Source organism: Duganella sp. FT27W, assembly GCF_009295655.1.
GTDB classification, from domain to species: domain Bacteria; phylum Pseudomonadota; class Gammaproteobacteria; order Burkholderiales; family Burkholderiaceae_D; genus Rugamonas; species Rugamonas zoogloeoides.
Genome location: NZ_WHIV01000002.1, coordinates 741,076 through 766,537 on the forward strand (window position 1 = coordinate 741,076; position 25,462 = coordinate 766,537).

25 protein-coding genes are annotated in these 25,462 nt (G+C 63.1%); 19 read left to right on the forward strand and 6 right to left on the reverse strand.

Going from position 1 to position 25,462, the window contains the following annotated elements:
• Positions 1-98: 98 nt before the first annotated feature.
• Positions 99-1,826 (forward strand): methyl-accepting chemotaxis protein, encoded by a 1,728-nt coding sequence (locus F8197_RS09465; protein WP_152881647.1) that lies wholly within the window; start codon positions 99-101, stop codon positions 1,824-1,826.
• Between the two features lie 107 nt (positions 1,827-1,933).
• Here F8197_RS09465 and hemW read toward each other — a convergent pair whose 3' ends face one another.
• From hemW to rph, 3 genes are all read right to left on the reverse strand, one after another.
• Complete coding sequence (gene hemW, locus F8197_RS09470; protein WP_152881648.1) at positions 1,934-3,223, reverse strand: radical SAM family heme chaperone HemW; 1,290 nt, start codon at positions 3,221-3,223, stop codon at positions 1,934-1,936.
• A complete protein-coding gene (rdgB, locus tag F8197_RS09475; protein WP_056140640.1) occupies positions 3,220-3,804 on the reverse strand; it encodes an RdgB/HAM1 family non-canonical purine NTP pyrophosphatase in 585 nt (194 codons plus the stop codon). Before rdgB ends, hemW begins: the two co-directional genes overlap by 4 nt.
• 61 nt (positions 3,805-3,865) lie before the next feature.
• On the reverse strand, positions 3,866-4,597 hold the full coding sequence (rph, locus tag F8197_RS09480) for a ribonuclease PH (protein ID WP_152881649.1): 732 nt from the start codon (positions 4,595-4,597) through the stop codon (positions 3,866-3,868).
• Between the two features lie 268 nt (positions 4,598-4,865).
• On the opposite strand from rph, the gene F8197_RS09485 reads away from it, so the two are divergent.
• A complete protein-coding gene (locus tag F8197_RS09485) occupies positions 4,866-5,756 on the forward strand; it encodes a YicC/YloC family endoribonuclease (RefSeq protein WP_152882024.1) in 891 nt (296 codons plus the stop codon).
• 6 nt (positions 5,757-5,762) lie between these two features.
• Here F8197_RS09485 and F8197_RS09490 read toward each other — a convergent pair whose 3' ends face one another.
• Positions 5,763-6,050: a putative quinol monooxygenase gene (locus tag F8197_RS09490; RefSeq protein ID WP_056140645.1), complete on the reverse strand. Its 288-nt coding sequence runs from the start codon at positions 6,048-6,050 to the stop codon at positions 5,763-5,765.
• A 124-nt stretch (positions 6,051-6,174) separates the two neighbouring features.
• On the opposite strand from F8197_RS09490, the gene F8197_RS09495 reads away from it, so the two are divergent.
• From F8197_RS09495 to F8197_RS09510, 4 genes are all read left to right on the forward strand, one after another.
• Positions 6,175-6,966: a DUF72 domain-containing protein gene (locus tag F8197_RS09495; protein ID WP_152881650.1), complete on the forward strand. Its 792-nt coding sequence runs from the start codon at positions 6,175-6,177 to the stop codon at positions 6,964-6,966.
• A 79-nt stretch (positions 6,967-7,045) separates the two neighbouring features.
• Positions 7,046-7,684, forward strand: coding sequence for a guanylate kinase (gene gmk, locus F8197_RS09500; protein WP_056141914.1), 639 nt, complete (start codon positions 7,046-7,048; stop codon positions 7,682-7,684).
• A 20-nt stretch (positions 7,685-7,704) separates the two neighbouring features.
• On the forward strand, positions 7,705-7,908 hold the full coding sequence (gene rpoZ / locus F8197_RS09505) for a DNA-directed RNA polymerase subunit omega (RefSeq protein WP_019922806.1): 204 nt from the start codon (positions 7,705-7,707) through the stop codon (positions 7,906-7,908).
• 59 nt (positions 7,909-7,967) lie between these two features.
• A complete protein-coding gene (locus F8197_RS09510) occupies positions 7,968-10,313 on the forward strand; it encodes a bifunctional (p)ppGpp synthetase/guanosine-3',5'-bis(diphosphate) 3'-pyrophosphohydrolase (RefSeq protein ID WP_152881651.1) in 2,346 nt (781 codons plus the stop codon).
• A gap of 14 nt (positions 10,314-10,327) precedes the next feature.
• On the opposite strand, the gene greB is transcribed toward F8197_RS09510, so the two are convergent.
• Entirely contained in the window at positions 10,328-10,894 is a 567-nt protein-coding gene (greB, locus tag F8197_RS09515) for a transcription elongation factor GreB (protein ID WP_152881652.1), read from the reverse strand.
• Positions 10,895-10,974: 80 nt separating this feature from the next.
• On the opposite strand from greB, the gene F8197_RS09520 reads away from it, so the two are divergent.
• From F8197_RS09520 to F8197_RS09575, 12 genes are all read left to right on the forward strand, one after another.
• Positions 10,975-11,541, forward strand: a complete 567-nt coding sequence (locus F8197_RS09520; RefSeq protein WP_152881653.1) for a hypothetical protein — start codon at positions 10,975-10,977, stop codon at positions 11,539-11,541.
• A gap of 58 nt (positions 11,542-11,599) precedes the next feature.
• On the forward strand, positions 11,600-12,745 hold the full coding sequence (locus F8197_RS09525; protein ID WP_152881654.1) for a sensor histidine kinase: 1,146 nt from the start codon (positions 11,600-11,602) through the stop codon (positions 12,743-12,745).
• A gap of 78 nt (positions 12,746-12,823) precedes the next feature.
• Positions 12,824-13,471, forward strand: coding sequence for a response regulator transcription factor (locus tag F8197_RS09530; protein WP_056140665.1), 648 nt, complete (start codon positions 12,824-12,826; stop codon positions 13,469-13,471).
• A gap of 183 nt (positions 13,472-13,654) precedes the next feature.
• A complete protein-coding gene (locus tag F8197_RS09535) occupies positions 13,655-15,250 on the forward strand; it encodes a GGDEF domain-containing protein (protein WP_152881655.1) in 1,596 nt (531 codons plus the stop codon).
• A 306-nt stretch (positions 15,251-15,556) separates the two neighbouring features.
• Positions 15,557-17,089 carry a flagellin gene (locus F8197_RS09540; RefSeq protein WP_152881656.1) on the forward strand — a complete coding sequence of 511 codons (1,533 nt, stop codon included), beginning with the start codon at positions 15,557-15,559 and terminating at the stop codon, positions 17,087-17,089.
• Positions 17,090-17,181: 92 nt separating this feature from the next.
• A complete protein-coding gene (locus F8197_RS09545) occupies positions 17,182-17,556 on the forward strand; it encodes a flagellar protein FlaG (protein WP_152881657.1) in 375 nt (124 codons plus the stop codon).
• Positions 17,557-17,769: 213 nt separating this feature from the next.
• Positions 17,770-20,463, forward strand: a complete 2,694-nt coding sequence (gene fliD / locus F8197_RS09550; protein WP_373996826.1) for a flagellar filament capping protein FliD — start codon at positions 17,770-17,772, stop codon at positions 20,461-20,463.
• 24 nt (positions 20,464-20,487) lie between these two features.
• Positions 20,488-20,925 (forward strand): flagellar export chaperone FliS, encoded by a 438-nt coding sequence (gene fliS, locus F8197_RS09555; RefSeq protein WP_026637452.1) that lies wholly within the window; start codon positions 20,488-20,490, stop codon positions 20,923-20,925.
• 3 nt (positions 20,926-20,928) lie between these two features.
• Positions 20,929-21,255 (forward strand): flagellar protein FliT, encoded by a 327-nt coding sequence (locus F8197_RS09560; protein WP_056140682.1) that lies wholly within the window; start codon positions 20,929-20,931, stop codon positions 21,253-21,255.
• Between the two features lie 14 nt (positions 21,256-21,269).
• On the forward strand, positions 21,270-22,604 hold the full coding sequence (locus F8197_RS09565) for a flagellar hook-length control protein FliK (protein ID WP_152881658.1): 1,335 nt from the start codon (positions 21,270-21,272) through the stop codon (positions 22,602-22,604).
• The gene (locus tag F8197_RS09570; protein WP_056140689.1) at positions 22,594-22,923 is read left to right on the forward strand and encodes an EscU/YscU/HrcU family type III secretion system export apparatus switch protein; all 330 of its coding nucleotides are present in this window, start codon (positions 22,594-22,596) and stop codon (positions 22,921-22,923) included. The genes F8197_RS09565 and F8197_RS09570 overlap by 11 nt, the downstream gene beginning before the upstream one ends.
• Before the next feature lie 14 nt (positions 22,924-22,937).
• A complete protein-coding gene (locus F8197_RS09575) occupies positions 22,938-23,696 on the forward strand; it encodes a flagellar brake protein (protein ID WP_152881659.1) in 759 nt (252 codons plus the stop codon).
• Between the two features lie 12 nt (positions 23,697-23,708).
• Here F8197_RS09575 and F8197_RS09580 read toward each other — a convergent pair whose 3' ends face one another.
• Complete coding sequence (locus tag F8197_RS09580; protein ID WP_152881660.1) at positions 23,709-24,656, reverse strand: GlxA family transcriptional regulator; 948 nt, start codon at positions 24,654-24,656, stop codon at positions 23,709-23,711.
• A 94-nt stretch (positions 24,657-24,750) separates the two neighbouring features.
• Here F8197_RS09580 and F8197_RS09585 point away from each other — a divergent pair, with 94 nt between their 5' ends.
• Positions 24,751-25,368, forward strand: coding sequence for a cysteine hydrolase family protein (locus F8197_RS09585; RefSeq protein ID WP_152881661.1), 618 nt, complete (start codon positions 24,751-24,753; stop codon positions 25,366-25,368).
• Positions 25,369-25,462 lie beyond the last annotated feature (94 nt).

Here is a 25,462-nt window from a genome sequence, read left to right on the forward strand (position 1 = left end):
CAAAAAGCAACACCTTCCACCGATGTTGATGACCTCCTCCGGCCCCGGGCGCATACTTGAAGCGTGCTAGCCGGCATCATAAAAATGGAGACCCCACCATGAATTTTCTTTCGCACACGCGCATCGGCACGCGCCTGGCCGCCGCCTTCGGCATCGTTTTATTGCTGGCCCTGGTCGCCACCACGGTGGGGCTGATGAACGCCCGCAGCCAGGCCACCGCCACCCGCGAGATGATGGAAAAACCGCTGGCCAAGGAACGCCTGGTGTCCGACTGGTATGTGCTGATGTACTCGGCCATCGCCCGTACCGAGCTGATTGCGCGCAGCAAGGACGCCTCACTGCCTACGGTCTTTGCCGACGTGATTGCCGCCAGCAGCAAGCGCGGCGCCGAGTTGATGGGCAAGGTCAAGGAGCTCGTCGCCAGCGACGAGGAGCGCGTCATGTTCGACAAGATCGTGGTCCTGCGCACCAACTACCAGAACCTGAAAACCGCCGTGGGCAACGCCCGCAAGGCCGGTGACGACGCCGCCGCCGAAAAAATCTTCACCGGCGAATTCACGCCGGCGGCCAAGGCCTACTCGGTGGCGGTCGAGGGACTGCTGGCGCACCAGCGCAAGGCCATCGACGATACCGCCCACGCCATCGATGCCGCCAACGACCGCGCCAACCAGTTGCTGCTCGTGCTCACGGTGCTGATGGTGACCATCGGCTCGCTGGCGGCCTGGATCATTTCACGCTCGATCACGGTGCCCTTGAAGTCGGCCGTCGATATTGCCGCCAAGGTGGCCGACGGCGACCTCACCACCCGCTTCGACACCCAAGTCCAGCGCTCCGAAATCGGCGCACTGATGACGGCACTGAAGGGCATGAACGATTCGCTGGTCAACGTGGTCAGCCAGGTGCAGACCGGCACCCGGACGATCGCCAGCGCCTCGCATGAAATCGCCGCCGGCAATATGGACCTGTCGCAGCGCACCGAGGAGCAGGCCAGTTCGCTCGAAGAAACCGCGTCGTCGATGGAAGAGCTGACCTCCACCGTGCGCCAGAATGCCGACAATGCGCGCCAGGCCAACCAGTTGGCCAGGACCGCGTCGGAAGTGGCGGAAAAAGGCGGCGCCATCGTCGGCCAGGTGGTCGACACCATGGGTACCATCAACGACTCGTCGCGCAAGATCTACGACATCATCTCCGTCATCGACGGCATCGCCTTCCAGACCAATATCCTGGCGCTGAACGCGGCAGTGGAAGCGGCGCGCGCCGGCGAACAGGGACGTGGTTTTGCGGTCGTGGCGTCCGAAGTGCGCAACCTGGCACAGCGGTCGGCCGGTGCGGCCAAGGAAATCAAGGAGTTGATCGGCAATTCGGTGGACCAGGTCGATATCGGCTCGAAGCTGGTGAAGGAAGCCGGCGCCACCATGGACGACGTGGTGGCCAGCGTGCGCCGCGTGACCGATATCATGGGTGAAATCACCTCGGCCAGCAGCGAGCAAAGCATCGGTATCGACCAGGTAAATACCGCGATCACGCAAATGGACCAGGTGACGCAGCAGAACGCGGCGCTGGTGGAAGAAGCGGCGGCAGCGGCAGCCAGCATGCAGGACCAGGCCGAGCGGCTGGCGGAAGTGGCGTCGTCGTTCCGGCTGGAGGCAGGCGCGGTGGCGACGCCGGTGGGGGCTACTGCTGCAGCGCGCAAGCTGGCGGCTGTAAAACCGGTGGCGGCACGCCGTCCAGCGCCAGCATTGAAGCCGGCAACCAAGCCAGCCCTGACCTCGGTGCCACGCAAGCCGGCGACGGTCGGTGGCGACAAGGACTGGGAAGAGTTTTAAGACGCTTCCGCAGCTCCGTCATCCCCGCGCAGGCGAAGATCCGGCGGTAGCCATCGCGGCCGGCCGCCTGGAGCTACGGTTCAGGAAGTATTCTGGCCTTCGGACATTTACGCCCCCAGGAACATCTCCTGCAAATCATTGAGGAACCGCAGCCCCAGCTCGGTCGGCCGGATCACCTTGTAATCGCGGTAGATCAGGCCCTTGGCTTCGGCTGCGTTCAGCGTTTTTTCAATCGCATTCATGCTCATGCCGGTGCGCTCGGCAAACAGGTTGGGATCGAAGCCGCCGCGCAGACGCAGCGTGTTGAGCATGAACTCGAAGCCCATGTCCTCGCGCGCGATCTCGTGCTCTTCCTGTACCGGCGCGCCGAGTTTGGCCTGGTCCATGTACGCGCGCGGCTGCTTGTACCTGGCCTGGCGCAGCACCCGGTGCGGGAACGACAGCTTTGAGTGCGCGCCGGCGCCGATGCCGAGGTAGTCGCCGAACTCCCAGTAATTGAGGTTGTGGCGCGCGCGCTTGCCCTCTTTCGCGTATGCCGACACTTCGTAGTGCTGGTAACCGTTGGCGGCCGTCAGTTCGGCGATCATGTCCTGCATGTCGGCGCTGGCGTCGTCGTCGGGCAGCGCCGGCGGGTACTTGGCGAACAGCGTGTTCGGCTCCATCGTCAAATGGTAGAGCGACAGGTGCGGCGGCTTGAACGCCAGCGCGGTTTCGATATCCTGGCGCGCCTCGGCCAGCGTCTGCGACGGCAGCGCGTACATCAGGTCGAGGTTGAAGTTGTCGAAGTTGTCGAGCGCAATTTCCACCGCGCGCCTGGCTTCGCCGTCGTCGTGGATGCGGCCCAGTGCCTTCAGGTGGCGGTCATTGAAACTCTGGATGCCGATCGACAGGCGGTTGATGCCGCTGGCGCGGTACGAGCGGAATTTCTCCGCCTCGAACGTGCCCGGGTTGGCTTCCATGGTGATCTCGGTATCGGCATCGAGCGGCAGCAGCGTGCGCACGTCCGACAGCAGCCGGTCCAGGCCAGCGGCCGACATCAGGCTTGGTGTGCCGCCGCCAATAAAGATCGTATAAATCTTGCGACCCCAGATCAGCGGCAGCGCCATTTCCAGGTCAAGGCGCAGCGCGTCCAGGTATTCCTGCTCGGGGAAGGCGCCGCCCTCCTTTGCTTCGTGCGAGTTGAAATCGCAATACGGGCACTTGCGCACGCACCACGGGAAGTGGATGTAGAGCGACAGCGGCGGCAGCGCGGTCAGGTTGAGCGCACCGCTTTTCAGGTACTTGAGGGCGACGCCGGCGGCGTCACCGAGGTCGGCGCCCCCGGCAACTGTACCGGTAGCTGTACTGGCTGTACCGGTAACCTTGCTGGTAGCACCGACGATCTTGATCGGTATCATTTCAGCTTCTCTACCAGCGCGCGCAGGGCCTGGCCGCGGTGCGACAGGGCGTTCTTTTCGTCGGACGTCAGCTCGGCGGCGCACTTGCCCAGTGCCGGGATGTAGAAATACGGGTCGTAGCCGAAGCCGCCGCTGCCGCGCGGGGCGTCAAGCATTTCGCCATTCCAGCGGCCGTCGGCAATGATCGGCTGCGGGTCGTCGGCATGGCGCACGAACACCAGCACGCAGTAGTAATACGCCGAGCGGTCGGTGTGTTGGGCCAGGTCGGCCACCATTTTTTCGTTGTTGCGGGCGTCGGACTTCGGTTCGCCGGCAAAGCGCGCCGAATATACGCCGGGTGCGCCGCCAAAGGCGTTGATGCACACGCCCGAGTCGTCGGCCAGCGCCGGCAGGCCCGTGATGCGGGCGGCGTGACGGGCTTTTTGCAGGGCGTTTTCCACGAAGGTGTGGAACGGTTCGTCCGCTTCCGGCACGTCGTACTCGCCCTGGGCGTGGACCGAGTAGCCCACGGTGGCGAGCAACTGGTTGAATTCCTTGAGTTTGCCGGCGTTGTTGGAGGCGAGGATCAGGCGTTGGGTCATGGCGATGGCGGCTTCAAAATCTGGGAAGCCGCCATTGTAAACCGTTTGCCGGGTTGGAAGCTCAGGCCAGGCCGAGCGCCTGCTTTTGCAGCACGATCAGGTCGGCGATGCCACCCTGGGCCAGGTCCAGCAGGCGGTTCATGCCGTCGCGGTCGAACGCCGCGCCTTCGGCCGTGCCCTGCACTTCGATGAAATGGCCGGCGTCGTTCATGACCACGTTCATGTCGGTGTCGCAGTTGGAATCCTCGATGTAGTCGAGGTCCAGCACCGGCGTGCCCTGGTACACGCCCACCGAAATGGCGGCAACAAAGTTTTTCAGCGGGATGGCCGGCACCGCGCCGCGCGCAACCAGCTTGGAAAACGCGTCGTACGCCGCCACCATGGCGCCGGTGATCGACGCGGTGCGGGTACCGCCGTCGGCCTGGATCACGTCGCAATCGAGATGCAGCGTGCGTTCGCCGAAGGCGTTGAGGTCGAACGCGGCGCGCAGCGAACGGCCGATCAGGCGCTGGATTTCCTGGGTGCGACCCGACTGCTTGCCGCGCGCCGCTTCGCGGTCCATGCGGGTGTGGGTGGAGCGCGGCAGCATGCCGTATTCGGCCGTCATCCAGCCTTGGCCCTTGCCTTTCAGGAATCCCGGCACCTTGTCTTCGATACTTGCGGTACAGATGACCTTGGTGTCGCCGCATTCGATCAGCACCGAACCTTCGGCGTGCTTGGTGTAATCGCGGGTCAGGCGCAGGGTGCGCAGTGCATCGACGGCGCGGCCGCTCGGGCGGAAGTCTGAAGTCATGGTGTAATTCCTGGCAGTTTGATGGTCCGGCAGCATAGACCACAAGCTGCGCTTGCACAACCGCGCCAGGGCCTCGTACTTCAGGTAAACAATACTGAACCCACCAGCCGCAATTTTCTTTACAATGCAATATCCAGCAATTTCCAGACCATCCGGCAATGGCAGTGTGGAGCGCAGCCACCAGACTTATTACCTTGATAACCGGATGTGTGGATAAATCACTGTTTTGTAAAAGATTAATCGGGGATATCCATTGAGCATTTCCAGCATGACGGGCTACGCGGTCGCCACCAGTGAGAGTGCGGCAGGAACACTGACCATCGAGATCAAGAGTGTTAACTCCCGGTTTCTCGACCTTCAGTTTCGAATTAACGACGATTTACGCGCGCTTGAACCCGATCTGCGCTCGGCGATCATGGCTGCCATCACACGTGGCAAGGTGGAGCTGCGCCTGAGCTTTGGCCGCAAGGCAGCCACCACCGGCGCCCAGGCGCTGAACATGCCGCTGCTCACCGAGCTGCAACGCTTGCAGGCCGAAGTGGGCGCGCACTTCCCCGGCGCCCAGGCGATGTCGGTGGCCGAGCTGTTGCGCTGGCCCGGCGTGATCGAAGAAGCGCAAATTGGCCAGGAATCGCTGCAGGCCGACGTCGCGGCGTTGACCGTGCGCACCGTGCAGGCGTTCGTGCTGAGCCGCCAGCGCGAAGGCGCGGCGCTTGAAACGATGCTCATTTCCCGCATCGAGGCGATGGAAGCGATCGTCAAGCGCATTACCCCGTTGATTCCGCAAGTGGTGGCGGCATTCCAGCAAAAGGCGGTCGAGCGCATGCAGGACGCGCTGGGCCTGGCCTGCCAGGGCTCGAACTCGTCGCTGTCGCGCCAGGATGCATTGGAGCGCATCCGCCAGGAGGTGATCTTGTACGGCATCCGCATCGACGTCGCCGAAGAACTGGGCCGCTTGTCGGCGCACCTGGGCGAAACCCGCCACATCCTGAAAAAAGGCGGCCAGGTCGGCAAGCGCCTGGACTTCATGATGCAGGAGCTGAACCGCGAAGCCAACACCCTGGGCGCCAAGGCGTCGGTCAAGGAACTGGCCGATGCGTCGATGGAATTGAAGCTGCTGATCGAGCAGATGCGCGAGCAGGTGCAAAACCTCGAGTAAGACGCTTTACAGCAGCTTGTCCAGTTTTAATACCTGCACGTCCACCTTGCCGCCCACTTCCTGCAACAGCGCCTGGAAGTGCGGCGTCGCTTCATGCTCGGTCAGCGCCCGCTGATCGCGCCACGTCTCGATCATCACAAACCGTCCCGCGTGTTCGATATCTGCGTGCAGCTCGTAGCGCGAGCAGCCGGCTTCGGCGCGGCTGGGCGGGACGATTTTTTCCAGCGCGGCTTTGAGGGTGGCTTCGTGGCCCGGCTTGGCGGTCAGCGTGGCGACGACGATGAGGTCTTTCATAAATTTCCCGGTAAGTAAAACGTCCCGTTAGTATTGGGTTCGTTTGCCAAAGGAAAAGAGCCCGGCTTTAAAAATCCCGCTATCATTTGAACTCAACTACGGCAGCTCAAATCGGGAGCGGAGCATGGCGACGTCAATTCGGGTGGGCATCGGCGGATGGGATTACGCGCCCTGGCGCGAGACGTTTTATCCGCCGGACGTGCCGCAAAAGAAGGCGCTCGCATATGCGAGCCGCCAGGTCACCACCATCGAAATCAACGGCACTTATTACCGCACCGCCAAGCCCGAACACTTTGCGTCGTGGCACGCGCAAACGCCGGACGACTTCGTCTTCTCCGTCAAGGCCAGCCGCTATGCCAGCAACCGCCGCGTGCTGGCCGAGGCCGGCGAATCGGTCGAGCGCTTCATCAATAGCGGCCTGGCCGAACTGGGCGACAAGCTCGGTCCCCTGCTGTGGCAGCTCGCCCCCACCAAGCAGTTCGATCCCGACGACCTCGAAGCCTTTTTCAAATTGCTGCCGGCAAAACTGGGCACGCGCAAGCTGCGCCACGTACTCGACACGCGCCACGACAGCTTCATGTGCGACGACTACCTGAAGCTGGCGCGCAAGTACAAGGTCGCCACGGTGTTTGCCGATGCACCCGATTTTCCATCGTACGCCGACCTCACCGGCGACTTTGTTTATGCACGGCTGCTCAATGCCCAAAGCGAACGCGTCACGGGCTACACCAAGCCAGCCCTGAAAAAATGGGCCGACGCGGCAAGCCAATGGCAGCAAGGCGCCGTTCCCGTCACGCTACCGCACGTCGGTGCAGCGAAAGAGAGCAAAAAGACGCGCGACGTGTTCATCTATTTCATCAACGGCGCCAAGGAACGGGCGCCGGCAGCGGCCCAACATTTGATCTGTCTTTTGTAAATTGGAGTGCGCTCGTTGCGCTTGGTAAAATACGTCTTTGGGCGTCCTCTTCGGCGCCTTTTACGTTTGAGAGATAAACATGAGTCTATCCCACGCTTTCGCCGGCAGTTTATTTGTGGTGGCCGCGCCGTCCGGTGCCGGCAAGTCCACGCTGGTCAATGCCCTGCTGGCACAGGAGCCGGCGATCAAGCTGTCGATTTCCACCACCACGCGCCAGCCGCGTCCCGGTGAAACCCACGGCGAGCAATACTGGTTCACCACCGCCGAAGATTTCGTCGCGCGCGCCGAGGCCGGCGAGTTCCTGGAATGGGCCGAAGTGCACGGCAATTACTACGGCACGTCGCGCATCATGGTCGAGCAGGAGATGAAAAAAGGCACCGATATTTTGCTGGAAATCGACTGGCAGGGTGCGCGCCAGGTGCGCAAGCAATTCCCGCAGGCGACCGGCATTTTCATCCTGCCGCCATCGATCGCCGCGCTCGAAGACAGACTGAAAAAACGCGCCACCGACGAGCCGCATGTGATCACCCGCCGGCTGCTTGCCGCAGGGGGTGAAATCGCCCACGCTCCCGAGTTCGAGTATGCTATCATCAACGAAGAATTCGCAATCGCGTTGTCCGAGCTTACCGCGATTGTCAGAGCGGCCCGTTGCCGGTTTGCGCAACAAGCGGCACGCAACGCCTCGCTATTTGCCCAATTGGGTATCCACGCTGAATAAAAGATTTTAGGAGCTATATCATGGCACGCATTACTATTGAAGATTGTCTCAAGAACATCCCTAACCGTTTCCAGCTGACCCTGGCCGCCACCTACCGCGCGCGCCAGCTGCTGCAAGGCCACACCCCGAAAGTGGAAGCCAAGGACAAGCCTACCGTTGTCGCCCTGCGTGAAATCGCCGCCGGCAAAGTCGGTATCGAAATGTTGAAAAAGGTCCCCATGTAAGGTGGACCCGCGTTCCCGAAGGTGGAGAATGCAACCTCAACACGACGGAACGCACACGTATGAATCTGATCCCTGCCGACCCGACACTGAACGCCACGCCCTCCCGGGCCAAACAGCCGGCTGCCACGCCGGCTGGTGCCACGTCGGGCACCCTTTCGGGTGCACATGCAGGGGATAGCACCGCCTCCACCATCGCAGCATCCTTGCCACCACCAGCTCCCCCCGTGATTTCCTCGTCGCCCCTGGCCACGCCTACCCTGACCGCCGGCGTTGCCTCGGTCACGCACCTGACCGAAAAACTGTCCGACTACATGACGGCCGCCGACCTGAAAAAGGTCAAGGAAGCCTATCGCTTCTCGGACGAAATGCACCTGGGCCAGGTCCGGAAATCGGGCGAACCGTACATCTCGCACCCGATCGCGGTGGCCGAGATTTGCGCCGACTGGAAGCTCGATGCGCAGGCGATCATGGCCGCGCTGCTGCACGATGTGATGGAAGACCAGGACGTCAAGAAGGACGAGCTGATCGAGCGCTTCGGCGCGCCGGTGGCCAACCTGGTCGATGGCTTGTCCAAGCTCGATAAAATCGAATTCCAGAGCCAGATCGAAGCGCAGGCGGAAAACTTCCGCAAGATGCTGCTGGCGATGGCGTCCGATGTGCGCGTCATCCTGATCAAGCTGGCCGATCGGCTGCACAATATGCGCACCATGGAAGTCATGGCGCCCAACAAGAAGGCCCGCATCTCGCGCGAAACGATGGAAGTGTACGTGCCCATCGCGCACCGCCTGGGCCTGAACAATATCTACCGCGAACTGCAGGACCTGTCGTTCTCGCACCTGTATCCGCTGCGCTACCGCACGCTGGCCAAGGCCGTCAAGGCGGCGCGCGGCAACCGCCGCGAAGTGGTCACCAAGATTCTCGAATCGGTGAAGAACACGCTGGGCATGGCCGGGATCGAAGCGGAAGTGTATGGCCGCGAAAAAACCCTGTTCGGCATCTACAAAAAAATGCGCAACAAGCACCTGTCGTTCTCGCAGGTGCTCGACGTGTATGGCTTCCGCGTGGTGGTCGATACCTTCCCCAACTGCTACGTGGCGCTGGGCACCCTGCACTCGCTGTACAAGCCGATGCCGGGCAAATTCAAGGACTATATTGCGATCCGCAAGCTCAACGGCTACCAGTCGCTGCACACCACGCTGATCGGCCCGTACGGCACGCCGGTCGAGTTCCAGATCCGCACCCAGGAAATGCATCGCACCGCCGAGTCCGGCGTGGCCGCGCACTGGCTGTACAAAAATGCCGATTCCAACCTGTCCGACATGCAGCAGCGCACCCATGCGTGGCTGCAGTCGCTGCTCGACATCCAGCAGCAGACCGGCGACTCGGCCGAGTTTCTCGAGCACGTCAAGGTCGATCTGTTCCCTGATTCGGTGTACGTGTTTACGCCCAAATCGAAGATCATCGCTTTGCCGCGCGGCGCCACGCCGATCGATTTTGCGTACTCGATCCACACCGGCATCGGCGACCATACGGTGTCGGCGATGATCAACCACGAACCGGTTTCCTTGCGCACCGAGCTGCGCAACGGCGACATCGTCGAGATCGTCACCGACGCGAATTCGCGGCCGAGCCCGAGCTGGCTGTCGTTCGTCCGTACCGGCAAGGCCCGTTCGGCGATCCGCCACCACCTGCGCACCATCAACCTGCCCGAATCGATCACGTTGGGCGAGCAGTTGCTGGCGCAGGCGCTCACGTCCCTGGGCATGTCGGCGCTGCTCGAAGAACACCTGACAGAGCGCCTGCTCAACGAATCGAGCGCCAAGTCGCTCGACGAACTGTATGCCGACATCGGCATCGGCAAGCGCATGGCGGCGCTGGTGGCGCGCCATATCTTCGGCTTGCGCGGCGGCGAATCGGCCAGCGCGCCGATCGACCACAACAGCGCGACCGAGCTCGACCCGGTGACGATTTGCGGCAGCGAAGGCGTCTCGGTGCAACTGGCGCCGTGTTGCCTGCCAATCCCGGGCGACTCCATCATCGGCCAGCTGCGCCGCGACCAGGGCTTGCTGGTGCACACCACCGACTGCACGATCGCCAAGCGCCAGAAGGCCAAGGAGCCGGACCGCTGGATCGCGGTCAAGTGGGGCACCGAGATGAACCGCCGTTTCGACTGTCGCATCAAGCTGCTGATCAACAACGAAAAGGGCATCCTGGCGCGCGTGGCGGCCGAGATCGGCGAATCCGACGCCAACATCACCTACGTGGGCATGGACGAGGACAAGGACAACGTGCTGCACCAGTTGCGCTTTACCATCCAGGTCAAGGACCGCGTGCACCTGGCCGGCCTGCTGCGCAATGTGCGTCGCGTGACCGGCGTCAACCGCATCCTGCGCGAACGCAGCTGAACCGCCCCGGCGCCCTACTGCGGCGCCGGCGCCGGGTAACTGACTGCCAGAATTTCCAGCTCATCGACGCCGTGCGGCGCCTGGAAGGTGATCAGGTCGCCTTCGCGCGCCTTGGTCAATGCCCGCGCCACCGGCGCCACCCAGCTGATCTTGCCATTCAAAGGATCGAGTTCGTCGATGCCGACGATGGTGATGGTGCGCTCGGCCCCATGCTGGTCGCAATAGGTGACGGTGGCGCCAAAAAAGATCTGGTCGCTGCCGTGGTGCACGCTGGGATCGACAATCGCGGCCGAGTCCATGCGCTTGGTGAGGAAACGGATGCGGCGGTCGATTTCGCGCAGGCGTTTTTTCCCGTAGATGTAATCGCCGTTCTCGGAACGGTCGCCATTCGACGCGGCCCAGTGGACGATACGCACCACTTCCGGCCGGTCAACGTCGATCAACTGGAGCAATTCGTCCTTGATGCGCTGGTAGCCCTCGGGGCGGATGTAGTTCTTGGAGCCGGCCGGGATGGCCAGCGCCAGCGCGGCGGCGTCCTCGTCGTCGTCCCCGTCGGATTCTTTTACAAAGGCTTTGTTCATGACGCCTATTGTACAGCGCTGCTTTTCCGCAAACGTTTTGTTTCACGTATCATGCAGCCAGAAGAACCACACGAGGCCCGATGAAACATTTCCGACGCTTGCACCGCTGGCTGTTCGCGCCGCTGGTCTACCTGGCGGCGCTGTTATTGCTGCTGGAAGACTGGCTGTGGGACCTGGGCGCGGCGCTGATGCGCCGCCTCACGGCGTGGCCGCCGCTGGCCCGCCTGGAACAGTGGATTTGCCGGCTGGGACCGTACGCCGCGCTGGTGCTGATGGTATTGCCGGCCGCGCTGCTATTTCCGGTCAAGCTGCTGGCGCTGTGGGCGCTGGCCAACGGCCATGCGCTGCTGGGCCTGACCGTGATCGTGCTGGCCAAGGTGGTGGGGGCGGCGGCCGTGGCGCGGCTGTACCTGCTCACCCGGCCGGTATTGCTCACCATTGTCTGGTTTGCCCGCCTGCTGGGCTGGTTCCTGGCGCTCAAGGCGCGCTGGATCGCGCGCTTGCAGGGCACGGCCGCCTGGCGTCAGGTGCAGGCGCTGGCCGGCCGCGTGCGGCGCTGGCGCCAGCGCGCCAGCAGCGGTCCGCGCAGCTGGACCGGGCGCTTTCGCCGCCTGCTCAAGCGCTTTCGGGCCCGCTGGCGCACCTGATTGCCATGCCAACCACCATGCCAGATCAACGATATCACCGAATCCACCGACCATTGCCATGAGTAGCCTCCCTGCCCCGCCCGACCTTGCCACCGAACTGGCGCAGATGCGCGCGCGTTTCGACGCCATCGTTTCCAACACCCCCGGCCTGGTGTACCAGTTCGAGCGCCAGGCCGACGGCGCGGTGTCGTTCCCGTACCTGAGCGATGGCTGCCAGGCGCTGCTGGGCCTCACGCCGGCCGCGCTGCACGCCGCGCCCGGCCGCTTCCTCGAACTGATCCTGCCCGAGGACCGCGACGCGTACCAGGATTCCATGCAGGCTTCGGCCAATGCGCTGTGGAGCTGGAACTGGGAGGGCCGGATCTGGGTCGATGCCTGGAAGGACGTCAAGTGGATCAACCTGCGCGCCACGCCGCACGCGCTGCACGGCGGCGCCATGCGCTGGGACGGCATGATGACCAATATCACCGAAAGCAAGCAGGAGCAGCAGGAGGTGCGGCGGTCGCGCGCACGGCTGGCCGAGCTGAGCGCGCACACCGACCGCGTCAAGGAACAGGAGCGCACCCGCATCGCCCGTGAAATCCACGACGAGCTGGGCGGCAACCTGACCGCCATCAAGATGGCGCTGGCCATGCTGGCCACGCGCCTGGACGGCATTGACCCGGCGCTGCGCGAGCGCACCGACTACCTCGATTCGCTGGTGGACCGCACCATCGACGCCGTACACCGCATTTCGCTCGACCTGCGCCCCGCCCTGCTCGACCTGGGCCTGGTGGCCGCGCTCGAGTGGCAGGTGCGCGAGTTCGACAAGCAGGCCGGCATCGACACCACGTTCAGCTACAACCAGCGCGACATGGGCCTCGACGAAGACCAGTCCACGGCGCTGTTCCGCATCGCCCAGGAAGCGCTGACCAATATCGCCAAACACGCCGAAGCGAGCCGGGTCAGCGTGAAGCTGGCGCGGCTGCGCCATTACGTCAGCCTGAAGATTACCGACGACGGCCGCGGCATCCGCCAGGCCGACCGCGCCAAGCCGGCGTCCTTCGGCCTGCGCGGCATGGTGGAACGCACCCGCGCGCTGGGCGGCACCCTGACGCTGAGCCACGCGCCGGGGGGCGGCACGGTGGTGGCGATCAAGATTCGCCACGAAAGCACGGGACAGGAGCCGGGACCGGGTCCGGAACCGGGTCCGGGGCTACAATAGGCGGATAGCCGGCTGGCTAAGCAACCGTGTCACATAATGCGCCACAGAGCGCTTGCAGAAAAAGTAGAGAAAACCACCATGAGCGAAAAAGCCATCATCAAGGTCTTCATTGCCGACGACCATGCCATCGTGCGCGAAGGCTTGAAACAAATCCTGGCCGAGACGCGCGACATCATCGTGGCCGGCGAGGCCGAGAACGGCCTGGAAGCCGTCAAGCTGTTCCGCAAGTCAGAATGCCAGGTCATGCTGCTCGACATTTCCATGCCCGACCGCAGCGGTATCGACGTGCTCAAGCAGATCAAGAAGGAAAAGCCGGACCTGGCCGTCCTGATGTTGTCGATGCACCGCGAAGATCAATATGCGATCCGCTCGCTCAAGGCGGGCGCGTCCGGCTATCTCACCAAGCAGAGCGCGCCGCGCGAGCTGGTCAATGCCATCCGCCAGGTGGCTGGCGGCCAGAAATACATCAGCCCGGCGCTGGCGCAGGAGCTGGCCAACCACGTGGGCGAAGACCACGAGGCGCCGCCGCACGATTCCCTGTCCGACCGCGAATACCAGACCCTGACCATGATTGCCTCCGGCAAGACGGTGGGCGTGATTGCCAAGGAATTGTCGTTGTCGGTCAAGACGGTCAGCGAATACCGGGCCCGCCTGCTGGTCAAAATGAAGCTCAAGAACAGCGCCGAATTGACACACTACGCCATCAAAAACCAGCTGATCGACTAGGTGAAGACGACGAACGGGCCCGACAGGGGTAAAATGACAACGATTAGTCCCATTATCGTTGTCGGATAGGACATCCTTGATGCAGAAATGAAAGACGTTTTTCCGCGCCTGCTCCGCGCAATGATGCATCCGGCATGGGCCTATCATGCTACAACCAAGTAAACCCATAGAGGTCGCTCGTTCATGTCCAGCAAACCCACCGTCCCCGAGCAGAATCCGGCCGAGATCGCACGCGAGGCGTTCAAACGCCTGGCGCTGCGCCGGATTTCCCCCACGCCCGAGGCCTACCGCGAGATTTACAACGAAATCGCCGGCATCAGCGAACCAGCAGTGGCCGCCGCGCCCGTCGTCAGCATCGACCCCGGCCCGGAATCGGTCCTGAACCAGTTTGCCACGCGCCTGGCCGACGGCACCGGCGACCTGGCCGATTTCGGCCGCCGCTTCAACCGCGCCGTCAAATCGCGCGACTGGGACGGCTATGCGCGCATGTTGTCGCAACTGGTGGAAAAACATTTTATCGCCAGAAAGCCTGGCATCGAGACAGCCGGCATGGCTGCAGCCACCGGCGCCGAGGACGAGCAAAGCCGCGCCCTGCGCGAACTGCTCAGCCGTACCCTTACCTTCGCGGTAGCGTCCTTGCTGGCCGGTGCGCCGGCCCTGGCAGCCGAGGCCGAATCACTGGGCACCGCCACCCGTGACGCCCACAGCGAGGAAGCGCTGACCGAGATCGGCCAGCGCCTCAAGCAACTGTGCTTCCAGATCGAAGTGCGTGGCGCCGACAGCGCCGAGCAGCAGGAGTTGCTGCTGCGCCTGTTCAAGCTGCTGCTGGAAAACGTCAGCGAGCTGCTCGAAGACGACAGCTGGCTGCAAGGCCAGATCGAAGCGGTGCAACACCTGATCTCGGGCCCGCTTGACGTCCGTGCGCTCGAGGACGCCACGCGCAGCCTGAAGGAAGTCATTTACAAGCAGGGCCAGCTCAAGCACAGCCTGTCGGACGTCAAGCTCACCGTCAAGAACATGATGATGACGTTTATCGACCGCCTGGGCGCGGTGGCCGCCTCCACCGGCGACTTCCACGAGAAGATCGGTGGCTATTCGGACAAGATCAGCAAGGCTGACAATATTTCCGAGCTCAACAGCATTCTCGACGAAGTGCTCAAGGAAACCCGGCTGGTGCAGGCCGAGGCGCTCAAGGCCCGCGACAAGATGGTGCTGGCGCGCCAGGAAGTGCAGGACGCGGAAAGCCGCATCCACGCGCTCGAAGCCAAGCTCCAGCACTTGAGCGAGCTGGTGCGTGAAGATCAACTGACCGGCTCGCTCAACCGGCGCGGCCTCGACGACGTGTTCGACCGCGAAACCGCGCGCTCCGACCGCCGTGGCACGCCGCTGTGCGTGTCCGTGCTCGACCTCGACGACTTCAAAAAGCTCAACGACACCTACGGCCACATCGCCGGCGACGCCGCCCTCAAGCATCTGGTGAAAATCGTCAAGGAAACCTTGCGTTCGATGGACGTGATTGCCCGCTTCGGCGGCGAAGAATTCCTGATCCTGATGCCCGAGACCACCATCGAGGCGGCAGCATCGACCATGACCCGCCTGCAACGCGAGCTGACCAAGCACTTCTTCCTGCACGATAACGAAAAGGTGCTGATCACGTTCTCGGCCGGCGTGGCGCTACGCCGCCCCAACGAAGAACAGACCGAGCTGGTCAAACGCGCCGACAAGGCCATGTATACGGCCAAGCAGACCGGCAAAAACCGGGTGGTGATGGCCGACTAGGCTAAAAACTTGGCGCGGTTGCCACAAAATCCATCCAGCCCGGCGCCTGTCGGGCTTTTTTTTTGCTTAAATCGCAGAGAAATAAATTATTTTTCGCCCTAAAGATTGGTCTTCAACGGTCGATTAAGCGGGTGCGAAATCTGAACTTTAGGCCATCAATGAAATTTAAAGTTCGTTTCCAGGCCTAAATTTTCCCGCTGGGCAACCGAAAATCATTACAACAGCGGTTTGATTGTCTCGGAACGCGGAGACAGACCAAAGTGAAATGAGCAGCTAGCCCACACCGTAGTAATCTGGAGAATCATCATGGCACAAGTCATCAACAGTAATATCCAATCGCTCAATTCGCAACGTAACCTGAGCAGCTCGCAAGCTAATCTGTCGACCTCGTTGCAACGTCTGTCCTCCGGCCTGCGCATCAACAGCGCCAAGGACGACGCCGCCGGCCTGGCAATTTCCGAGCGCTTCACGTCGCAAATTCGCGGTAACCAGCAAGCGGCCCGTAACGCCAACGACGGCATCTCGCTGGCTCAGACTGCTGAGGGTGGCTTGAGCACCGCTGGCGATCTGCTGCAACGTGTGCGCGAATTGGCGGTGCAGTCCGCCAACGGCACCAACTCGGAATCGGATCGCAAATCGATCCAGAACGAGGTAGCCTCCCTGTCGAAAGAACTGGACCGCGTGGCCAACACTACCCAGTTCAACGGCCAGAACGTGCTCGACGGCTCGCTGACCAACACCCAGTTCCAGGTTGGCGCGAACTCGAACCAGACCATCAACATCGGTGTGGCCAGCGCCAAGGCAGCCGACCTCGGTAACAACACCATCAAAACCACCGCCGGCGGCGCCACCATGAACGCCGCCGTCGCTACCGCGGCGAACGGCCTGACCGCCGCCGAACAGCTGACCATCAGCTCCGGCGCGGGCATTACCACCAAGGTGGAAGCGGCTGTGGGCGACAGCGCCAAGGCCATCGCCGCCAAGATCAATGCCCTGAGCAATAGCAGTGGTGTGTCGGCACAGGCCAAAACCACGGCGACCATCAAAGGCATCGGCCTCGATACTGGCGGCCTGCCTAGCGCAACGTCGCAGGCGGTCAGCTTTACGCTGAAAAGCGCCAATGCGGACCCTGTGACGATTTCGTCGTCGGTCAAGAACGGCGACCTGGCATCCCTGGCGCAGGCGATCAATGCCCAGAGCGGTACGACCAATGTTACAGCCAGTATCAAGGTCAACCAGACCACTAACCAGAAAGAGTTGCAACTCGATAACATCGCTGGCGACGATATCACCATGGTTAGCGGCACCGGTACCACCAATGTGGCCATGGCCAATGCCGAGATGCGCGGCGCGGATATCATCGACACCACCACCACCCCGCCGACCACCACGGCAGGTGCCGGTCAGCCGGCGACAGCTACCGTGACGGTCGGTGGTTCGATCGAGCTGTCGTCCGACAGCGGCTTCTCGATCAACGGCGGCGCTGTGAGCCTGGGTGCAGCCGATATCGGCAGCGAACTGGCGTCGGTGGACAAGATCGACGTCAGCACCGTGGAAGGTTCGAACGCAGCACTGAAAACCATCGACTCGGCGCTGAACCAGATCAACAAGAACCGCGCCGACCTCGGTGCGATCCAGAACCGCTTCGCCTCGACGATTGCCAACCTGAACACGACGACCGAGAACTTGTCGGCATCGCGTAGCCGGATCCAGGATACCGACTTCGCGCAAGAGACGGCCAACCTGACGCGCGGCCAGATCCTGCAACAGGCAGGTACTGCGATGCTGGCCCAGGCCAACTCGCTGCCGAATGGCGTACTGTCGCTGCTGCGTGGCTAATCCTCCGGGATGAGTTAGCTCAGAAAAAACTTGCGCTAACCACGCTCCCCGGCTGATTTGATCAGTCGGGGATTTTTCGTAAAGGACGCATCATGACTATCGACTCAATAGGTTCTGTCGCCACCGCTCGCCCGGCGGAACGTCAGATCGCGGGCGCCGACGCCGCTCCCGCACCGGGAGCGACACGCTCACCGGCCACCGCCGTCGAAACCGCCAACGCCGTCAAGGGCGCGCCTTCGCTCGAACAGGTCAACCGGGCAGTGTCCGAGTTGAACAAATCGCCGCAGGCAAAATCCCAGGGGCTCGAGTTTTCCATCGATACCGACAGCAAGCGCACCGTGGTCAAGGTTATCGACCAGAGCACCAAGGAAGTATTGCGCCAGATTCCCACGCCCGAAGCGCTGGAAATCGCCAAGGCCATGGAAGCGAAGTCCACCAAGGGCGTGCTGATCCAGCAAACCGCCTGAACCCGCAGCACCACGGCGCGCCTTGCGCGCGCCGTTTTTTTCTCCCGCATGGCAAGCTGTTTCAGGCATGCCGCCCTCCCCGCGCCGCAACGGCATCATCGTCAACCCCGACTTTCTTCCGCTAAGTGAGAACTGGCTGGTATTCTTCCCTCTCAAGTCCGGTTTGATTCTGCCGTTATTGCCTTATATTATGGGCTTACACAGGAGTACAACGTGGCTATCTCGACCCCCAACATTGGATCAGGGCTTCCGATCAACGACATCATCACCAAGCTGATGGCGGTGGAGTCGGCGCCGCTGGCGCAGTACGACAAAAAGTCGGCCAGCGCCCTGGGCCAGGTATCCGCATTCGGCAACCTGTCAGGCGCGCTGGGCACGTTCCAGGCGGCGCTGTCGGGCCTGACGTCGCTCGGCAGCTTTCAGACCATGTCCGCAATGCCCGGCGACGCATCGATCTTCAATGCGACCGCCAATGGCACGGCCAAAGCCGGCTCCTACAAAATCAACGTAACCCAGGTGGCGCAGCCGCAAACGCTGGCGTCCAACGGCTTCAAGTCCACCACCGCCGCAATCGGCGTAGGCGCCAAGACCACCATCAATTTCTCGCTTGGAACGGTCAGCAATGGCACGTTCGGCATCAATGGCACGGCACTGGGCGCCAGCCTGAGCACGGGCGGCTTGACGCCCGGTGCGCTGTCGATCAACGGCACCGCCATTGCCACCGACAATACCACGCGCAGCGCCCGCCTGCTGGCCGACGCCATCAACGCCAAGAGTTCGACCACCGGCGTTTCGGCCAAGGCGGCGCCCACCACCACCAGCGCCACGCTGTTCGGCAGTGGCGGTGCATCCACCTTCGGCAATGTCGACACCAGCGGTGGCGGCACCTATTCGCTGTCGGTCGGTGGTGTGGAAATCGCGGTCCAGGGCGAAAACGTGGCCGGGAGTGCAGCCGGCGCGGTGACCGCCGCCTCGATCGACGCCGCCCTCACCGGCAACACGTCGGTCGTGCGCGCGCTGGCTGACGCCAATATTACGGTAAGCGGCACGGCAGCCGATGGTACCTTGCGCTTTACCAATGCCGACGGCAGCAACGTGGCCGTCGCCGAAGCAGTCTCTGGCAGCGTCACGGGCGGCATCGGCAACAGCGGCCAGGCCAACATCGGCTCGAGCACCACGGTGGTGGGATCGATCTCGCTCATTTCCAACGACGGCAGCCCGATCAGCATAGCGGGCAGCAATCCGGCCGGCGCCGGCCTGACGTCAGGCGTGGGCGGCGCTTACCTGGGTGCCACTTTTACGCCCGACAGCGACCGCACCAGCGGCAACGTCGTCATCGACAGCACCAACAATTCGCTGCAGGAGATCGTGAATGCGATCAACAAGGGCGGCTTCGGCGTGACCGCCAGCATCGTCTCGGATGGCTCAAGCGGCACTGACGCCAAGCCCAACCGTTTGATCCTCACGTCAACGAGCACCGGCCAAAGCTCCACCATGAAGATCACGCTGGCGGGCACCGGCGGCGAACCGGCCGACCCGGCCCTGGTCGATTTGCTCAGTTACGATCCGGGCGGCGTGCAGAACATGAACCAGAAAATGTCCGCATCCGACACCAAGGCCACAGTCAACGGGATCGACGTGACCAGCTCGACCAATACCATTTCGGGCGCGATTACCGGGGTGACCATCAATGCGATCAAGACCGGCAATTCCACGCTGGCGGTCAACAAGGACACGGCGGCACTGACCACTTCTGTCAACGGCTTCGTCAAGGCGTATAACGATCTCAACAATCAATTCACGTCGCTGGGCGGCTACAACGAAGAAACCAAGACTGGCGGTCCGCTGCTCGGTGATTCGACTTTGCGCAACCTGCAAGCGACCATCCGCCGCCAGATGACGGCCAGCTTGACGGGGCTGCAAGGCACCAGCCTGACCAGCCTGTCGCAGATCGGCATCGCCTTCCAGAAAGACGGCAGCCTGGTGCTCGAAAACAGCAAGCTGCAAAAGGCCATCGACAACAACTACAACGATATCGCCGGCCTGTTTGCCGCCGTCGGCCGCAGCACCGATCCCGATATCAAGTTTGTCAGTTCCACCGCCAAGTCGGGAGCAGGCGACTACGCGATCAATATCACGCAACTGGCCACCAAGGGGACCTTGCAGGGGACCAATGTGCTGCCGGACGAGACAGTCATCGGTGCAAATACGACCTGGAGTGTCACTCTCAATGACACGGAGCCGACCTTGGCGTCCAACACGGCTACCATTACTATCCCGGAAGGTCGTTACAATCCATCGCAACTGGCGGCCGCACTGCAGTCGTCGATCAATGGCGTATCTGCTTTCTCGTCGAAAGGCTCGACAGTGGCAGCCACCGTGGGCACCGATGGCAAACTTAAACTGGAATCGACCAATTACGGCTCGAAGTCCAACATCAGCATCACCATGACCACCGGCACCGACACCTCGGCGGTCTTTGGCACCGGTACGTCAGTCAAGGGCAAGGATGTGGCGGGCACCATCGGCGAGTACGCAGCCAGCGGCGACGGTCAGACGCTCACCGGCATGCCCGGTGGTCCGGTCGAAGGCCTCAAGCTCACCGTGGAGGGCGATACCACCGGTGCGCGCGGCACCTTCGGTTTTTCCCAGGGCTACGCGTACCAACTCAATACATTGGCGTCCGGTTATCTCGGTGCCGGCGGGGCCATTACCAGCCGCACCAAGGGGCTCAACGACGCCGTCAAGGACATCACTACGCAGCGCGAGAAATTCGCGACCCGGCTGGTCGAAGTGGAGGCGCGCTATCGCAAGCAATATTCAGCGCTCGATACCATGATCGCGAACTTGAACAGCACGCAATCGTTCCTGACGCAGCAGCTCGCTTCGTTGTCCTCTTTAAAGTAACGCCCTATTCACAGGAGACAGAGTATGTTTGGATCTCGACAAACTGGCGTGCATGCCTATGCCAAGGTTGGCATGGAAACCGGCGTCGTCGCCGCCAGCCCCCACAAGCTGATCGTCATGCTGTTCGACGGCGCGCTGGTCGCGCTCAACAGCGCACTGGGCGCCATCCGCAGTGGCAATATTGCCGAGAAGGGCAAGTCGCTGTCCAAGGCCATCCTGATCATCGACAGCGGCCTGCGTTCCGCGCTCGATAAAAAGGCTGGCGGCGAGATCGCCGAGGGCCTCGATTCCCTGTACGAATACATGAGCGGGCGCCTGCTCACCGCCAACATCCAGAGCGATGCCGGCATCGTTGAGGAAGTCCAGCGCCTGCTGATCGAATTGCGCGACGCGTGGAACGCGATCGCCGACAATCCTGCCGTCACCGGCCGTCCCCAACCTGCCAACTTTGCGAGCGTTTGACCCATGATGACGAATCAAGAAGCTTTATCCGCCTACGCCGCCATGGCTGCCCTCACCGAACAAATGGTACAGGCCGCCAGCGCCAGCGATTGGGACACGCTGGTCGCGCTCGAACAGCGCGTGGCGGCGCACGTGCAGGCGCTGCGCGCCGAACCGAGCCAGCCGATGACGGGCGCCGACCGCGAACGCAAGATCGAGCTGATTCGCCAGATGCTCAACGCCGACCGCCAGATCCGCGACCTCACCATGCCGTGGATGGCGCAATTGTCCAAGCTGATCAGCTCTACCGGTACCGAACGGCGCGTGGTTAACGCCTACGGCAACGTCTAAAGCCGGGGCGCGCCATGTTGCCGCGCATTGACGCCAGCATCCGGCCGGTCGGGCCTTCCGACGGCGCCGGCACTGGCGCCGCCGTCGGCGACGCTCGCCAAGGCCAGGTAGCGCTGCAAAAGGCGCTGCAAGGGCTGGTCGGCCAGAACGTGCCGGCGGTCGTGCAATCGAAGTTCAGCGACGGCAGCGCGCTGGTCAAGGTCGCCGAGCAGAACGTGCGCATGATGTTGCCGACCGACGTCAAGGTCGGCGCCGAAGTCTCGCTGACCGTGCTCAGCGCCTCTCCCCGTCCCACGTTCCAGTTCGGCACCGGCACTGCCGGCGCCACCGTGGTCTATCCCGACGGCGGCGACGCCCAACCGGCCAACTTGCCCTCGCAGGCCCCCCCGCAGGCGGGTCTGGCGCGCGGCGCGGGTTTGTCGGCCGGCGTTGCCGGCAATGCCGCCGCAACCCTTGCTGCCAGCCTGCCCACCGACACGGACGCCGGGCCGGCTACCACCGCCGGCACCGCTGCTGCCCAGGGCGGCCGCGGTGCCGAAGCGGCGCGGCCGCAAAGCCTGGCGGCCGCCTTGCTGGGCAAGGCGCCGCTCACCGCCAGCGCCGACTTGCCGGGCCTCGACCACACCACGCCGCAATCGACCCTGAGCCCCACCGCGCGGGCGCTGGCGACGATCTTGCCGGCCGGCGGCCAGATGGCGCAACTGGCGCTGATCGGCAAGTCTGCGCTGTTCGGCAATGCCGCGCCCGACACCGACAAGCTGGCCCAAAAGCTCAACGACACCATCTCGAAGAGCGGCCTGTTTTACGAATCGCACGTGACCGAGTGGGTTAAAGGTGAACGGCCGCTGGCGGACCTGATGCGCGAGCCGCAAATGCAGCACATGCAGCAGTTGCAACGGCTGGCGCAGCAATCGGGCGAGTCGCTGGCGCGCCTGGGGCCGGGCGGCCCCGACCTGACCCCGGCGCAAATGGTCAACCAGCAGTTACACACCCAGGAGCAAGGCCGGGTGCAGTGGAACGGCGAAGCGTGGCCCGGCCAGCAGATGCAATGGGAGGTCAAGCGCGAGAAGCGCGACGGCAGCCACCAGCAGCAGGCGGACGACGGCCAGGAACAGGTATGGCGCAGCGGCGTGCGCTTCCGGCTGCCGATGTTGGGCAAGGTGGCCGCCACCGTGACCATGGTCGGCGACCAGGTCCACGTGCAGCTGCAAACCGACACCGATGATGCGGCCGCCACCCTGCGCGCCTACGCCGGCCAGTTCGAAGCGGCGATGGCGGCGGCCGGAGGCCTGCTGTCGTCGCTGGCGATCACCCAGCAGGACACCCCGGGAGCCGCCGATGGCCACTGAAGTGCGCAAGCCGCTGCAACAGGCGGTGGCCCTGGCCTACCAGGACGGCACGCCCGCGCCCAAGGTGGTGGCCAAGGGCCGTGGCCTGGTGGCCGAGCAGATCATTGGCGTGGCGCTGGAGGCCGGCGTGCACATCCACGAGTCGAAGGAACTTGTTTCTTTGCTCATGGACGTGGATCTTGATCAACAAATTCCACCCATGCTCTACCGCACGATTGCGGAACTGTTGGCGTGGCTTTATTATATTGAATCTGCGCAAAAGTCCGGCCAGCCGCTGCCGGCGGCCCCCGACACCAGCGCTCCCATCAGCGACACTTGACCCGACTGGCTTCGATGTACCCTCAATTTCAGGACGCGGCATTGGAAAACTGGCACGATTTCGAAATCGAATCGCGCAAGGAGATCGTGTCCCTGCTGCGCAACATCGGCCAGAAAAACCAGTTGATCCGCATGTTGATCAAGGGCGAGTCCGACGTGTGCGTGACCTCGATCCTGGCCGTGGACGACGTACGCGATACCGTTGTGCTCGACACGTCGATCGACGCCGAGCAAAACAAGCGCATTGCCAACGCCGAGCGGCTGTCGTTTGAAACCACGCTCGACAAGGTGCGCATCATGTTTGCCGCCGAGCGCATCGAAGCGATCACCCACGAAGGCGAACCGGCCTTCCGCATCAGCGTGCCGCCCACCCTGATCCGCCTGCAACGGCGCGAGTTTTATCGCATGAACACGCCCGTGACCAACCCGGTGCGGGTGGTGATTCCGTTGCCGGAAGAATTGGGCGGCAACACCAGCTTCCCGCTGGCCGACATCAGCTGCGGCGGCATCGCCATCCTCGACAACAAGATGTTGCTGGGCGACGCCATCGGCAAGGTATTCCCCGGTTGCCGCATCGACCTGCCCGAGATCGGCGCGGTCACCACGTCGCTGCAGGTGCGCAACTCGCTGGACATGACCCTGCTCAACAACAAGACCAACCGCCGCCTGGGCTGCGAATTCACCGACATCCAGCGCAGCATGCTTGCTTACGTGCAGCGCTATATCACCAAGCTCGAACGCGAGCGCAATGCCCGTATTGCCGGCATGTCGTAACGCAAACGCCAGTTAAATTCTGTATCCCTTGCGGTAAGCGGACGGCGACAACTGCAACGCCGCCTTGAAATGCTGGCGCAGCGACAGCGCCGAGCCGAACCCTGACTGCTGCGCTACCACCTCGATGGCAGCGTCGCTGCCTTCCAGTAGGCGGCGCGCCTGTGCCAGCCGCTGCGCCAGTAGCCACTGCTTGAAGGAACTGCCGGTCGCCTGGCGGAAGTGGCGCGTAAAGTGGCGCCGGCTCATGGCCGCGCGTGCGGCCAGCGCGTCGATGCTGTGGGCCTGTTCGAGCCGCTCCCCCACCCACGCCAGCACGTCGGCAAAGCGGCCGTCGCTGCGCGAGACCGGCAGCGGCCGCTCGATGAACTGCGCCTGGCCGCCCTGGCGGTGTGGTGCGACGACCAACTGGCGCGCCACCACGTTGGCCAGCTCGGCCCCGCACTGCTGGCGCAGCAGGTGCAGACAGCAATCGAGCCCGGCCGCCACGCCGGCCGACGTCAGCACCGTTCCCTGGTCCACGTACAAAACGTCACTGTCGACTGTTATCTCGGGAAACCGCAGCGCCAGCTGGTCGGCGTAGGCCCAATGGGTAGTGGCAGTTTTGCCGTTCAACAGACCCGCTTCGGCCAGCGGATAGGCACCCAGGCACAGCCCCACCACCCGGGCGCCACGGGCATGGGCGCCGCGCAGGGCATCAAGCAGCCGGGGCGGCGCCGGGCTGCAGTCGTCGTGCCACGAGGGCATGATCACCAGGTCGGCATCCGCCAGCGCTTCCAGACCGTGTGCGGTCGCAATAGCAAAACCGGCCGAGGTGGCCAGCGGCGTGCCGTCGGCCGCGCACACGCGCACGTCGAAGCGCCCGGCAGGCGCCGCGTCGAACACGAGGCATGGCACCGACAGGTGAAACGGGGTGATGCCATTGAAGGCAATCACGGCAACTTTTGTGGGCGCAGTCGTCATGGCCCGATTATATCGCAGACATGCCTTCAGGCCACTGGCCCGCGTGGCGCGCCCGGCCGACAATGGCTCTACCCCCACTTTCAAGGAAATCGCCATGACTGCCACTCCCCGCCGCGCCCTGCTCGTCATTGACGCTCAGAACGAATACTTTACCGGCACGCTGCCGATCGAATACCCGCCGGTGACTACTTCGCTGCCTAATATCATGCTGGCGATGGACACGGCCAGCGCCAACGGCGTGCCGGTGATCGTGGTGCAGCACGCCACCCCGGCCGGCGCGCCGGTATTTGCCACCGGTTCACCGGGCTGGAAACTGCACCCGGATGTGGCCGCGCGCAAGGTGGATCACCACCTGCAAAAAGCCCAGGCCAGCGTATTTGCCGGCACCGACCTGGCGGAATGGCTGCGGGCGCACCAGATCGACACCTTGACCATCGTCGGCTACATGACCCACAACTGCGATGCAGCCACGATCTACCACGCGGCGCATGCCGGCTTGAAGGTAGAGTTTCTGGCGGATGCGAGCGGATCGCTGCCCTATGAGAACGCGGCCGGCAAGGCCAGCGCGGAAGAAATCCACCGCGTGTTCAGCGTGGTGTTCCATTCGAGCTTTGCGGCGGTGGCAACCACCGCTGCGTGGGTGGCTGCCGTCAACGATGGCGTGGCGCTGGAGATGGACAATATCGTCATGTCTAACCAGCGCACAAGGTAATAAATTTCGCTGCGCCTGGTCCCGTGCGGCTGCTTGAAAGCGCCCGGCTAGGCGCAGCGGCGCAGACAGTGCGTTAGCACGGCAAGCCGCTGCA